Raw genomic sequence first — 13602 nt, 5'->3', positions numbered from 1 at the left:
GAGTCGCGGCATGCCGTGGCGTAATCCAATGGCTGAGGAGTTTCGAGTGCACAAAGTTGTCATCATCGGAAGCGGCTGTGCAGGGCTCACCGCTGCCATTTACGCCGCGCGCGCCAATTTGAAGCCCGTCATCATCGACGGTTTCGAGCCCGGCGGCCAGCTCACTCTTACGACCATGGTGGAAAATTTCCCCGGCTTCCCCGACGGCATTCTCGGGCCCGAACTCGTCGAAGCAATGCGCAAGCAGTCTCAGCGTTTCGGTGCACATTTTCATTCCGGTGCCGTCTCGGCCGTCGCGTTGAAGAAGCATCCGTTCAAAATTGAAGCGGGCAAGGAAGTTTTTGAAACCGAGACACTCATCGTTGCTGCCGGAGCTTCCGCGCGACTCCTCGGCCTCGAATCCGAACGCCAGCTCATCGGCCACGGTGTTTCCACTTGCGCCACGTGCGACGGCTATTTTTTCCGCGACAAGGATATCGCCGTCGTTGGCGGCGGCGACACGGCTATGGAGGAAGCGAATTTCCTCACGCGTTTTGCCAGGAAGGTCACCATTCTTCACCGCCGCAAGGATTTTCGCGCTTCGAAAATCATGCTCGATCGCGCTCGAGCCAATCCCAAAATCCAATTCCTGACGCCCGTCGCCATCGAAGACATCTCCGATCCTGCCAAACAAAATGTCGAGGCTGTCGCTCTCCGCAACACCGAAACGAAAGAGAAGTCCGTTCTTCCGATCAGCGGCCTCTTCGTCGGCATCGGCCACGAACCCAATACAAAAATCTTTCGCGGCCTCCTCGACATGGACGAAAACGGTTATCTCAAGACGCATCACGGCAGCCGCACCAACATCGAGGGCGTTTTCGCCGCCGGTGACGTTCAGGACAAGGTTTACCGTCAGGCCGTCACGGCCGCAGGTTCCGGTTGCATGGCAGCGATAGACGCGGAAAAATTCCTCGAGGCCCAATCCCACTGATTTCCATCGGCCCAACTCGTGGCTAATGCCTGACGCTCGCTCCTGCTTCCACTTCGCGCCCTTGCCTCGGAGCTGTCACTGATGCTCCGCTCGATTCTCCTCAAGCTCTCGCAGAGTCCGCGCCTCGCCCGCTTCGTCATTCACAACGCCACCAGCCGCCGCATGGCCCGCCGCTTCGTCGCCGGAGAAACGCTCGACGACGCCGTCTCCGCCGCTCGCGCGCTGAATCAGGCTGGCCGCCTCGTCACGCTGGACTGCCTCGGCGAAAGCGTTTCCACCGAAGCCGAAGCGCGCCGCGCCTCCGAAACTTATATCGGAATGTTCGACCGCATCGCCGCAGAAAAACTCAACGCCAATGTCTCGCTCAAGCTCACGCAGCTTGGCCTTGACCTCAGCGAATCACTCTGCGAAGACCTCCTCGCTCAAATCGTTCAGCATGCTGCGGCGCAGGGCAATTTCGTTCGCATTGATATGGAAGCTTCCGCTTACACTGCGCGTACCATCGAAATCTGCAAGCGTACCCGCGCAAAAAGCGATTCCGTCGGCACAGTTCTCCAGTCTTATCTTTTCCGCACCGAGCAAGACGCGCGCGATCTCATCGCCGCGCGCTGCCGCATCCGCCTCGTCAAGGGTGCCTACAAGGAGCCGCCCTCGGTCGCCAATCCGAAAAAATCCGATGTCGATGCCAACTACGCCCGCGTCATGCAGTTGCTGCTTCCGAGCGGCATTTATCACGCTATCGCCACACACGATGAGCGTTTGCTCGACGCCACCAAGAAATTTGCTGTGCAGAAGGGAATTCGCAACGATCAATTCGAATTTCAGATGCTCTATGGCATCCGCACCGATTTGCAGGAGCAGCTCGTCCGCGAAGACTATCGCTTGCGCGTCTACGTTCCCTATGGCTCCGACTGGTTCCCGTATTTCATGCGCCGCCTCGCCGAGCGTCCCGCCAACCTCTGGTTTTTCCTCTCCAATCTCTTCCGCCGCAGCTGATTTCTCGTCGGCTCTGTGTATCTTTCATTTTCTGCTGTCTCGTCATGCCTTCCGGCATACCGTCACGCCGTCGCGCAGCGGAATCATCACCGGAAACAATTGTTTCGACGCGTATACTGCGCGATTGAATTCCTGCACGCCGCGCGTCGCCGCGTCCTTTGCGCGCCGCGTCACGCGCCCTGACCATAGCGTGTTATCCGTCACCAGCAGCCCCTTCGATTTCAGCCGCGGCAGCGCCTTCCGCAGTGCCGCCGGATACTGGTCCTTGTTTACGTCGATGAAAATCAAATCGAACAGTCCTTTCGTCCGGTCAATCATCTTCAGCGCGTCGCCGGTCATCACTGTAATTCGCCGCTCGACGCCCGCTCGCCGGAAATACTCCTTCGCCCGCTTCGCATTCGCCGGATCGCCGTCCGTGTAGTAAATCTCCGCCTTCGGCCCCGCCGCGCGCGCCAGCCAGATCGTCGAATAACCGATCGCCGACCCCATCTCGAAGATCCGCCGCGCGCCGGAAATCTGCGCCAGCAGATAAATCATTCGCGCCACCGCCGGCCCGATGATCGGCACGCTATGCTTCTCCGCATAACGCTCCATTTCTGCGATCACCGCATCGCGCTTCGGCAAAATCCCATACAAATATTTCTCCACTGCCGGATTCGTTATCCCTGCCATTCGCTTCTCCTCCTCCGAATGTCCGTCTTCGCTTCTTGCGTGATATCACGCCTCCGCGCTTCGTCCCGACATGTTCTTTTCGCTTTGCCGCGTTCCATTTCTTCGCACTGACTCTCCAGTTTGACGTATACGTCGTCCGCCTTCGTGTAAGATGATCGCATGGAACAAAACTTGACTCGTACTCTATCGCTTCTTGAACGTACTCCCGCTTCTCTCGACGCGCTTCTCCGTGGCCTGTCGGCGGAATGGACGTCGCAAAATGAAGGCGAAAATACCTGGAGCGCTTACGGCGTCGTCGGCCATCTTATCCATGGCGAGCGTACGGACTGGATGCCGCGTGCGCGCATGATTCTGAAATATGCCGAGACGCAGACATTCGTTCCCTTTGATCGTTTCGCACAGTCACGTGAAAGCCAGGGAAAATCGCTCGCGCAGCTCTTGGACGAATTTTCGCGTCTGCGCGCCGAGAATCTAGCCGAGCTTCGCGCGATGAATCTTCAGCCGGAGGATTTTGCGCGCCGCGGCCGCCATCCCGCGCTCGGCACGGTCACCATGTCGCAGTTGCTCGCTGCCTGGGTCGTTCACGACTTGACGCACCTGCACCAAATCTCGCGCATTCTCTCGCATCAATATCGCGATGCCGTCGGCCCGTGGGCGAAGTTCCTCGGCGTACTCCAATGTTCCGGCCATAGCGCATCTTGATTTATTTGCGCTGCGTCTCTTGCCCGACGCTCTCTCCCGGCTTCAGTGCGTGAATCTCCAGCCCTGAAATGTCCTGCGTCAATCTCTTCAACTCTTCCGGCGATCCTGTCAGCGCCGGAAACGTCGCGAAGTGCATCGGAATAACGTGCATCGCTCCGAGCAGTCGAATCGCCAGCGCCGCCTCGCGCGGCCCCATCGTATAAAAATCCCCGATCGGCAGCAGCGCCAGCTCCGGCTTGTAAAGTTCGCCGATCAATTTCATGTCGCTGAAGACCGCCGTATCGCCCGCGTGATAAATCGTCATTCCTCCCGGCAGCCGGATCACATATCCGCACGCTTCGCCCCCGTAAATAATCTTGCCATCGTCCTCGATTCCGCACGAATGTACCGCGTGCGTCATCGTCACTTCGATTTCGCCCGCCTTCTGCGTCCCGCCCTTGTTCATGCCCGACGTATTCTTCACGCCCTTCGACTCCAGCCACGCGCATGTCTCGTAAATTCCCACAATCTGCGGCGAAAACTTTTTCCCAAGTTCCACCGCGTCCGCGATGTGGTCGAAATGCCCGTGCGTGATCAGCATTGTATCGACGCGGTCGAGTTTCTTCAGTTCCGCCGGGCACCCTGGATTCGTCGCGATCCACGGATCGACCAGAATCACTTTCCCGCTCGCCGTCGTGATCTTGAACGCCGCATGTCCCAGCCAGGTCAGTCTATTTCCGCGAGTCTTCAGCATGATGGCCTCCTGGAATGTCCTCGTGTGAAATGATCTGGATTATTTGCCGCTCTTCGTTGCGAACGGATTCGCGTTTTTCAGCAAACTCTCGATTTCCTTTTCGAAATTCGCGCGCGTCTGCGGCCCGTAAAACTGCGCGTCCATCACGCCGTCCCGCCGGTAGAAAATCGTTGAAGGCAGCCCGCCGCTCCACGCGCGATCGATCACTGCATCGAGTGTTCCCGCCGGCGTCTTGGGATCTTTCTGGTAATTTGGAAACACCGGTCGGTAAATCGTCAGAAAATCCGCAATCGCGCCCGTCGTCGAGGCTTCGTCGAAGCTGATCCCTTCGAACACCACGCCCTTCGGCTGATATTCCTTCGCCACTTCGATCAGCAGCGGATATTCCTTCCGGCAGGGAACGCACCACGTCGCCCAGAAATTCACCACCAGTAATTTGCCTTTGTGCCTCGCGACCAGCCTTTGATACCCGGCGGCGTCAATCAGCGGCAGTGGCCCTTTTTTCGTCGCCGTTTTCGCCGTCGCATCTCTGGGCGCGATGCACACCGCGCACATAAGACCTAGCGCGATTGCAAGCGCGCCGCGCCCAAGCCAAATTCCCATCACGCGCATTTGCTTCGCATTCATCGCGCATCATTTTCTCTCGCCCGCGCTCTGCGCGCAACCGTGCTCGAATTCCTGCCGTGATGCCTTTCCGTGTGGTCCATTTTTTGCGTTTCGTGTGCGCACTGGCGCACACAGCAAAGGGCGTAGCCTTTGCCTTTTCTCGTAGGGGAGGGGCTTCAAACCCGTCCGGGCGAGGCTCCGTCTCGCCTCAGCTTGGTTCGCGCTCATCCAATTCGCAGATCGCGGCGATGGCATTCCGCTGGCCGTTAGCCATTCTTCGCTGCAATGTCACCGTAGACGATTTTCACGTACACAAGAAAAGACTTGCGCCAATTTCCGGCTTGCGCTTAGAATAGAAAGATTATTCTGGGATTGTGTGACCACCTGCATTGAAATCTCCCTCGTATCGAATTGATTTTATCCGTTTGCCAGCTTGAGCTAGGATTCCAGAAAGAATGGAAGGAAATCAGCCTTCGCGCGTCGCATCGCGCGTGCCGGAGCCTATTCGTACCGCAGCGCAACCATCGGATCGACTCTCATCGCGCGCCGCGCGGGGATATAGCAAGCCAGCAGCGCAACGCCAAGCAAGAGAATTGCCACCACAAAGAAGGTCAGCGGGTCCGTAGCGGAAATGCGATAGAGCATACTCGCCATCAGTCGTGTGAGCAGAAGTGCCGCGACGATGCCAATGCATAAGCCGAAAAGCGCGAGCTTTGCTCCTTGCCCCAGAATCAAGCACAGCACGTCGCGCGGCTGCGCGCCGAGCGCCATTCGGACTCCAATTTCGTGTGTGCGCTGTGCCGCCGAATAGGAAATCACGCCAAAAATTCCAACTGCCGCAAGCACAAGCGCAATCGCGCTGAACGAACCGAGCAGCAACGTGCGAAATCGCTCCTGCGCAATCGATTTGCCGATCATGTCCGGGAACGACGCGATGTCCGTGATCGGCAGGTCTTCGTCAATAGCGTGCGTTGCCTGCCGAATTCCCGCCGCCACGCTCGTTGCGTTCAGCGAGCTTCGCACCACGATTTCGCCTCCGTAAAGAGGTGCCTGCGCGAAAGGCACGTACATCATCGGCCCCGGTTTCTTTCCAAGCGATTCGTCGCGCACGTCGCCGGCGATGCCCACGATTTCGCGCGACACGTCGCCGTTTGGCGGAAATCCGAATTTCATTTGCCGTCCGACGGGATCTTCATTCGGGAAATAGCGCTGCGCCAGTGTTTCGCTGATGATCGCGATTTTCGGATTGGATGGCGAATCTTGGTCCGTAAAAAATCGCCCGCGCAGCAGCGGGATTCGCATCACGCGAAAATAATCCGGACTCACCGTCGCATAATCCGCAGTGTTCGATTTTCCCGGCGGCAGCGACGGATTCCCCGCAATGGTGAACGGGAAAGTAGCTTCGCCCTGGCGATCCATCGGCAGCGGTGCCGCCAGCGCGGAATCCTCCATGCCGGGCAGTGCATGAAGCCGCGCCAGCAGTTCGTTCGCGAAAGCGCTCCATTGTTGTGGAGTCGAGTATTGGAATTGCGGAAGCGAAATCTCCGCTTCGATGACATGGTTCGGATCGAAGCCCGGATTCACAGCTGTGACCAGCGCAAAGCTGCGAATCAGTAATCCGCCTGCGACCAGCAGCACCATCGCCAGAGAAATTTCCGCGACGGCCAGGAAGCTCCGCACGCGCTGTCCGCCACGCTGCCCGCCGCGTTCGCCGCCTTGTTTGATCTTCGTCTGCAAATTGGACGGCGTCGCCAGCAGTGCAGGCGCGAGCCCAAACGCCATCGCCGCAGCAAGCGACAGCACCAGCGCAAACGCCAGAACGGGTTCGCCAATATGAATCGAATTGATCTGCATAACTTCCGGTGGCAAGAAAGGCCGCAGGATCCAGACGCTCCACAGAGCAAGCAGCACGCCGGCGATTCCGCCAAGCAATCCCAGCAAAGCACTCTCCGTCAGCAATTGCCGGACAATCCGCGCTCGCCCTGCGCCAAGCGCAATGCGCACGGCAATCTCTCGGCTCCGCGAAGTCGCTCGCGATAGCAGCAGGTTCGCGATATTCGCGCAGGCGATCAGCAGCACCAGCCCGACCGCACCCAGCAAGATCAGCAGCGCGGATTTCATATTTCCGACGACCGCCTGCCGGTACGGCTGAACTCGAATCGTGAGTCCGGAATCTTGCGGGGGAAATTCTTTGGCCAGCCGCTCCGCGGCGGTCGTCATTTCGGCCTGCGCTTGTTCCATGCTAATCCCAGGTTTAAGCCGCGCAATCCCGCCCAGCGCGCGCACGCCCGGCTGCTTCAGAAAAGGTCCGATAAGCGGGTCCTGCGCGGCGGCAATCCATACATCCTGCCGCGCTGCACCGTCGGGATAGTGAAAGCTCGCCGGCAAAATTCCGACCACCACGAACGAACGCATGTCGAGATTGATGGACTTGCCGATGACGCCAGGATTTGCGCCGAACCGGCTGCGCCAGAGATTTTCGCTCACCATCGCCACTGGCGCCGCGCCTGGCTTGCCATCTTCGGGCGCGAGCGTCCGGCCCGCGAGAGGCTTTGCGCCAAGCAGAGAAAAAATCTCCGGCGTCACATCCGCTGCGTTTACAATCGAAGGCTCACCCGCTCCGGTCAGCGTGAGATCATGAAACGCATTGCCCGCCATCTCGCTGAACACGCGGTTCTGCTCCCGGCACTCGCGCAAATCTCTGTACGACAGCGCCGAAAGCGCATCCGGCTGTTTCACTGGCGCGTTGAACACGAAAACGAGCTGATCGGCGTCGGGATACGGAAACGCTCGCAAGAGCACGGCGTCCACGATGCTGAAAATCGCCGTGTTCGCGCCGATGCCTAGCGCCAGCGTCAACACTGCCACAGCCGTAAACCCCGGCGACTTCCGCAGCATGCGCACGCCATAGCGCAAATCCTGCAAGAGCGATTCGAGCAAGTTGATGCCCCGCGCTTCGCGGCATTCTTCTTTCGTTTTGTCCACGCCGCCGAACTCCATGCGCGCGCGGCGCAGCGCCTCTTCGCGCGAAATGCCTGTGCGAATCAAATCCTCGGCGCGCGCTTCGATATGAAAACGCAGCTCCGTCTCCATATCGCCCTCAGTGCGTGACCGATGCACGACGGCCCGCAGCCAGAATCGCAACCGCATCAGCGTCTTCATGTTTCCTCTCTGCGCGTTACTCGTATCGCAGCGCCACCATGGGCTCGACCCGCATCGCGCGCCGCGCAGGAATCCAGCATGCAGTCAACGCCACAGCCATCAGGAGAAGTGACACGCCGGCATACGTCGGCGGATCCGTCGCGCTCACGCCCACAAAAACATCTCCGAGCGCTCGCGCAACCACGAACGCGAGCAGCAATCCGATGCTCACGCCCGCGAGGATAATGACGATGCCTTGTCGCAAGACCATTTTCAGGATGTCGCCCGGCTGCGCGCCGAGCGCCATGCGAATGCCGATTTCGTGGGTGCGCTGGCTCGCCGAATACGAGATGACGCCATAGACCCCGACAATTGCAAGCGTCATTCCAAGCAAGCCGAGAACCCCAGCCAGCACAGCTCCGAACTGGAAGAGCAGGATGCCGTTCAGCGTATCCAGCGCTTCCTCCATTGTCTGCACGTCGAACAAGGGAAGACCCGGCGCCAGCGAATCAGTCACGCCTTCGATTGCAGAAACCATCGGTTCCGGCGCCACGGCGGTGCGCACCTGCAGCGTCCCAAACGGACAGACATCCTGCGTTATCGGCACGAAGAAATAAGGATCGACCGGTCCCGTAAGATTTATAAACCGCGCGTCTTTCGCGATGCCAACCACCTCCAGCGGCACTTCCTTTGCTCCGCTCGCAGATTTTGTTGTTTCGCTGGACGACTGAAATTTCCGGCCGATCGGGTCCTCATGCGGCCAGAACTTTTTCGCCATCGCTTCGTTGACAATGGCGACGCGCAGTGATGTTTTCGTGTCGGACTCATTGAAGTCGCGGCCCCGCAGCATCGGGATGTGCATCGTTTGAAAGTAGCTCGGCGAAATCATGCTCTCGTTGACCTGTGGAGCTGGTTGGTTCGGCGGCGGCTGATAACCCTCGACGCTCAGCGTCCCAGCCGTGGTGATATAGCCGAACGGAACCGCGAACGCCACGCTTGCGGACTGCACGCCCGGCATCGCGCGGACGCGGTCCAGCAGGTTCTTGTAGAACGTCACCGCCTGGTCATCTGTGTAATCCAAGTTGTGGGGGTCCATACTGAAATTCATGACGTGATTTGGATCAAACCCGAAATCGGTCTTCTGCACCGCTCCCAGGCTGCGCGCGAAAAGCGCGGCGATGACCAGCAGCGCCAGCGAGCCGCTGACTTGCGCGATGACCAGCGCGCTGCGCAGCCGTTGTTTGCCGGACGCAATTCCGCGGCCGCCCTCGCGCAGAATTTGGCTGATATCCGAACGGGAAGCTCGCAACGCCGGAATGATTCCGACAATTACGCCCGCGAATAATGCGACGCACAGAGAGAATGCGAAAACGCGCCAGTCAAAACCGAAATTGAGAAAGACCGGGATGGTGGACTTCAAATTGATGCCCGCCACGGCGCCGCTGGCCCAGATTCCCAGGAGAATGCCTGCTGCGCCGCCAAGCAGGGCCAGCAGAACGCTCTCTGTCAGCAGTTGGCTGATGAGCCGCTTTCGCGAAGCTCCCAACGCCGCGCGCATGGCCATCTCGTGCTGCCTCGTCGAGGCGCGCACGAGCAGTATGTTTGCCACATTCACGCACGCGAGCAGGAGAACAAGCAGTGTCAGTGCCAGAAATATTGTTCCCACTTGCACGATCTGCGAGCCGGACTCTGGGTCAGGGCGCGAACGAAGCTCAGGAAATGCGCTGAATCGAATGCCATCGTCCACTGTGGGATATTGGGCCGAGAGCCGTTGCCCGATCACGGCAAGTTCCGCATTGGCTCGCTTCAGGGAAACTCCCGGTCGGAGCCGAGCCACTGCGAACCCTCCATTCCGCGCACGATCGGTCATAAAGCCGGGGTTGCGGCCGGAGACGGCCAGCATCCCGTAGGGGATGTAACCCTGTACATCTAAGAGTGCTTGCACTCCATGAAACCCTTGGGGCGCAACGCCGACGATCGTGAACGGATGGCTGTTGATCGATACTTTTTCATGCACGACGCTAGGATCGCCGCCAAATCTCGATTGCCAGTAGGAATAACTGAGCACGAGAACAGGATCTGCGTCCACAACCTGCCCTTCGGAAGGAAGAATCAGCCGCCCCAGTGCGGGTTTCAGCCCCAGCATCGAAAAGAAATTTCCCGTAACGTAATTCGTCAGAATCCTTTCGCCTTTGCCATTCACCGCCAGCGAGTCGAGTCCAATTTCGGACCCAACCACACCGGAGAAAGCGTTCGTCCCCTGATTCTGTATATCCTGAAGATTCGGATACGACATCTGATTTTGCAGTGGTCCGCTCTTTTGTTGATACGCCAGAACCACAAGCTGGCCAGGCTGAGCAACGGGAAGCGGCCGCAGAAGCAGCGAATCGACGATGCTGAAAATCGCCGTGTTGGCGCCAATGCCCAGCGCCAGCGTGAGAACAGCAATTGCCGTAAATCCCGGCGATTTGCGCAGCATGCGCACGCCGTAACGCAAATCCTGTAGCAGCGATTCGAAGATGCTGATCCCGCGCGCCTCGCGGCATTCTTCCTTCGCTTTATCCATGCCGCCAAACTCCATCCGTGCTCGCCGCAGCGCTTCCTCGCGGGAAATGCCCGTGCGAATCAAATCCTCGGCGCGCGCTTCGATATGAAAACGCAGCTCCGTATCCATATCGCCTTCCGTGCGTGAGCGATGCAGGACAGTGCGCAGCCAAAACCGCAACCGCTTCAACGTCTTCATACAGCCTCCGTGAAAATCATTCGTACCTCAGCGCCACCATGGGGTCGACGCGCATGGCGCGGCGTGCGGGAACGTAGCAGGCGAGCAAGGCGACAATCGCCAGCAAAATTGTTACGCCAACGAATGTGAGCGGATCTTTGGCGGCGACGCCAAACAGCAGGCTTGCCATAAGCCAGGTGAGCGCTAACGCCGCGACAATGCCAGCGCCGATCCCCCACAACGCCATCCGCATGCCTTGCCCCAATACGAGTCGAAGAATATTCGTTCGCTGCGCGCCCAGCGCCATGCGAACACCAATCTCATTAGTGCTCTGGCTGACGACGTAGGATATGACTCCATACAACCCCAGCGCCGCCAGCAAAAGAGCGCCTAAAGAAAAAGCAGCCAAAAGTCGCAAGGAAAGGCTCCGCGTTGCTTGAGAGGCTTGAACCATCTCGTCCATGGTTTGCACGTGATATACGGGAGAGTCCGGCATGGCTCCATGAATGGCGGATTCCACGGAATGCGCGAGGCTGAGCGGAGCGACACTCGAACGAACGAGAAACGTCGCACCGCCAGTCGGCTGCTGGTCTTGCGGCTGATAAATATCATCTCCGAAGGCAGCGTCGAGGCCGCCAGCCTTCACCGTACCCACTACGCCGACGATTGTCACAGCCTTTACCGAGGGATCATTGAAATCCCGTACGGCAAGCTTGATTTGGCTGCCGATGGGGTTTTGGCCCGGCCAATAACGCTGCGCGATCTCTTGATCGATCACAGCTACGGGCAGCGAATTGTCATTGTCTGCCGGCGTGAAGGTTCGGCCCGCAATCAGCGGAACGCGTAGAGTGCGAAAGTAATCCGGGCTGACAGATACGGTGTGCACCACCCAAGGAGTTCCCGACGCGGGTGGCCGGCCTTTGATGGCAAAAAACGTCAAATTCCAGGACGGGAGCAGGGCGATGTCGGAGAAGGGAGCGGGAGATGCACATGCAACAGACTCAACGCCAGGAAGTTGCTGAATACGAGCGACTGCCTGGTCGAACAGCAGGGCAACCTGCGGGCGAGGAAGAATGGAAGCCCGTCCCAAGATGGCATCCATGGTGAGCAATTGATGAGTATCAAATCCGGGAGCGACGCGGAACAATTGCACCATGCTACGCATCATCAATCCCGCGCCAATCAAGAGTGCAGCCGCAAGGCCCACCTCCGTGATGACCAGAACTCTATGAGCGCGATTCCGGCCGCCGTGAACTTGATGAACGCCTGACTTCAGGGAGTTCTGGAGATTCATTTTCAAGCTCATCAGCGCGGGAGCGAGGCCGAAGAGCAATCCCGTGAGCAATGTCAGTGCCAGTGTGAAGAGCAACGCACTGCTATTGAGGGAAATAACTTTGGCGAAAGGAGAATTCGCCGGCATGAGCGCGGCAACCAGTTTTGTTCCCCACACTGCCAGCAATAGCCCCAGAATCGCACCGCCAAGGCTGAGGACCAAGCTTTCAACAATAAGCTGACGGAAAACCCTCCATTTGCCCGCGCCAAGTGCAAGTCGAACGGCGATTTCCTTTTGACGTCCTGCGGCTTTCACTAGCAGGAGACTCGCGATATTGGCGCAAGCGATCAGCAAGAGGAAAAGCACGGCCGCGGAGAGAATCAAAAGTGCGGGCCGGATATTCCCGACGATGCGTCGCTCCAGTGGAACCATAACGGCAATGCCGCCTGTGGTCTTCGGATATTGGTGTTCCAAGCGCAGAGAAATGGCGGACATATTGACGCGGGCTTTTTCGAAAGTGACGCCGGCTTTCAAACGGCCAACCGCATACATTCCCCAGCTGAACTGCCGCTCGGTCAAATTTTGCTTTGAAACGACCTGTTCAAACGGCAGCCAGATCTGGGTATGCGTAATTGCACCGAATCCTGCGGGCATTACTCCGACAATTGTCCAGCTTTTGTTATTGCGCTCGAGTGTCTGGCCAATCGCAGCAGGATTACCGGCAAAGTCATCCATCCAAAGACTGTGGGAAAGCACGGCGACTGGCGGCCCTCCCACGCTGTTTTCTTTCTGATCGAACGTCCGGCCAAGGAGTGGGTCTACACCCATAATGTCGAAATAACCGTCGGAAACAAAGCGCGCCGCAAGGAGATGTGGGTTGCTGGAATCTCTCTCGCCAAAGGCAATTTTGTAGTCGCTATATCCAGCTATTCCCGTGAACACATTGTTTTGGCTTTTCCAGTCCTGCATATCCAGCCAGGAAACATTGTTGTCGGGTACATCGAGTATTGATTCCGTGAACCATACCAGCCGATCCGGAGCTTTATATGGCAACGGATGGAGCAGAACAGCATCAACAACCGAAAAAATCGCTGTGTTCGCGCCGATGCCCAGCGCGAGCGTCAGCACCGCGACCGCCGTAAACCCCGGCGATTTGCGCAGCATGCGCAAGGCATAGCGCGAGTCCTGCATGAGCGATTCGAGCAAGTTGATGCCCCGCGCTTCGCGGCATTCTTCCTTCGTTTTATCCACGCCGCCGAACTCCATCCGTGCGCGGCGAAGGGCCTCTTCGCTCGAAACGCCCGCACGTATCAAATCCTCGGCGCGCGCTTCGATATGAAAACGCAGTTCCGTATCCATATCGCCTTCGGTGCGCGAGCGATGCGCGATAGCCCGCAGCCAGAATCGCAATCGTTTCAGCGTTTTCATACTTCCCCGGGTGACGTATGCAAAATGCCCGCAATCACGTCGGCCATGCGGTTCCATTTTTCCGCTTCGCTCAGCAATTGTCGTTTGCCGGCGGCCGTCAGGCGGTAATATTTCGCCTTGCGTTTGTTTTCCGATTCGCCCCATTCGCTGGCAATCCAGCCCTGTTGTTCGAGCCGATAAAGCGCGGGATAAAGAGAGCCTTGCAGAATCTCCAGACGGTTCTGCGAAATCTGCTGGATGCGTAGCAGAACGCCATACCCGTGCAGCGGCCCCAGCGAAACAGCCTTCAGAATCAGCAGGTCCAGAGTTCCTTGCAGCAGGTCGATTTGTTTGCTCACGGGCTTCTTCTCCTAGATAAA

General features: G+C 58.2%; 10 protein-coding genes. 3 read left to right on the top strand and 7 right to left on the bottom strand.

Features of this window, described 5'->3' with window-relative positions:
* Positions 1 to 46: 46 nt before the first annotated feature.
* Positions 47 to 970, top strand: coding sequence for a thioredoxin-disulfide reductase (gene trxB, locus VGR81_08870; protein HEV2289050.1), 924 nt, complete (start codon positions 47 to 49; stop codon positions 968 to 970).
* 81 nt (positions 971 to 1051) lie between these two features.
* A complete protein-coding gene (locus tag VGR81_08865) occupies positions 1052 to 1966 on the top strand; it encodes a proline dehydrogenase family protein (protein HEV2289049.1) in 915 nt (304 codons plus the stop codon).
* Between the two features lie 42 nt (positions 1967 to 2008).
* Here VGR81_08865 and VGR81_08860 read toward each other — a convergent pair whose 3' ends face one another.
* The gene (locus VGR81_08860; GenBank protein ID HEV2289048.1) at positions 2009 to 2638 is read right to left on the bottom strand and encodes an O-methyltransferase; all 630 of its coding nucleotides are present in this window, start codon (positions 2636 to 2638) and stop codon (positions 2009 to 2011) included.
* 171 nt (positions 2639 to 2809) lie between these two features.
* Here VGR81_08860 and VGR81_08855 point away from each other — a divergent pair, with 171 nt between their 5' ends.
* Positions 2810 to 3340: a DinB family protein gene (locus tag VGR81_08855; GenBank protein HEV2289047.1), complete on the top strand. Its 531-nt coding sequence runs from the start codon at positions 2810 to 2812 to the stop codon at positions 3338 to 3340.
* Between the two features lies 1 nt (position 3341).
* Here the strand turns inward: VGR81_08855 and VGR81_08850 are convergent, their stop codons facing one another.
* The 6 genes from VGR81_08850 to VGR81_08825 all read right to left on the bottom strand — a co-directional run bounded on the left by VGR81_08850 (position 3342) and on the right by VGR81_08825 (position 13581).
* On the bottom strand, positions 3342 to 4073 hold the full coding sequence (locus VGR81_08850) for a metal-dependent hydrolase (GenBank protein HEV2289046.1): 732 nt from the start codon (positions 4071 to 4073) through the stop codon (positions 3342 to 3344).
* A gap of 39 nt (positions 4074 to 4112) precedes the next feature.
* Positions 4113 to 4700: a TlpA disulfide reductase family protein gene (locus VGR81_08845; GenBank protein ID HEV2289045.1), complete on the bottom strand. Its 588-nt coding sequence runs from the start codon at positions 4698 to 4700 to the stop codon at positions 4113 to 4115.
* Positions 4701 to 5180: 480 nt separating this feature from the next.
* Positions 5181 to 7841, bottom strand: coding sequence for an ABC transporter permease (locus VGR81_08840; GenBank protein ID HEV2289044.1), 2661 nt, complete (start codon positions 7839 to 7841; stop codon positions 5181 to 5183).
* Between the two features lie 16 nt (positions 7842 to 7857).
* Positions 7858 to 10563 (bottom strand): ABC transporter permease, encoded by a 2706-nt coding sequence (locus VGR81_08835; GenBank protein HEV2289043.1) that lies wholly within the window; start codon positions 10561 to 10563, stop codon positions 7858 to 7860.
* A gap of 16 nt (positions 10564 to 10579) precedes the next feature.
* Positions 10580 to 13243 carry an ABC transporter permease gene (locus VGR81_08830; GenBank protein ID HEV2289042.1) on the bottom strand — a complete coding sequence of 888 codons (2664 nt, stop codon included), beginning with the start codon at positions 13241 to 13243 and terminating at the stop codon, positions 10580 to 10582.
* Entirely contained in the window at positions 13240 to 13581 is a 342-nt protein-coding gene (locus VGR81_08825; GenBank protein HEV2289041.1) for a PadR family transcriptional regulator, read from the bottom strand. Before VGR81_08825 ends, VGR81_08830 begins: the two co-directional genes overlap by 4 nt.
* Positions 13582 to 13602: the final 21 nt, after the last annotated feature.

The organism is Candidatus Acidiferrales bacterium (genome assembly GCA_035934015.1).
GTDB lineage: Bacteria > Acidobacteriota > Terriglobia > Acidiferrales > UBA7541 > DAHUXN01.
This window is presented reverse-complemented; position numbering and strand designations above follow the sequence as displayed.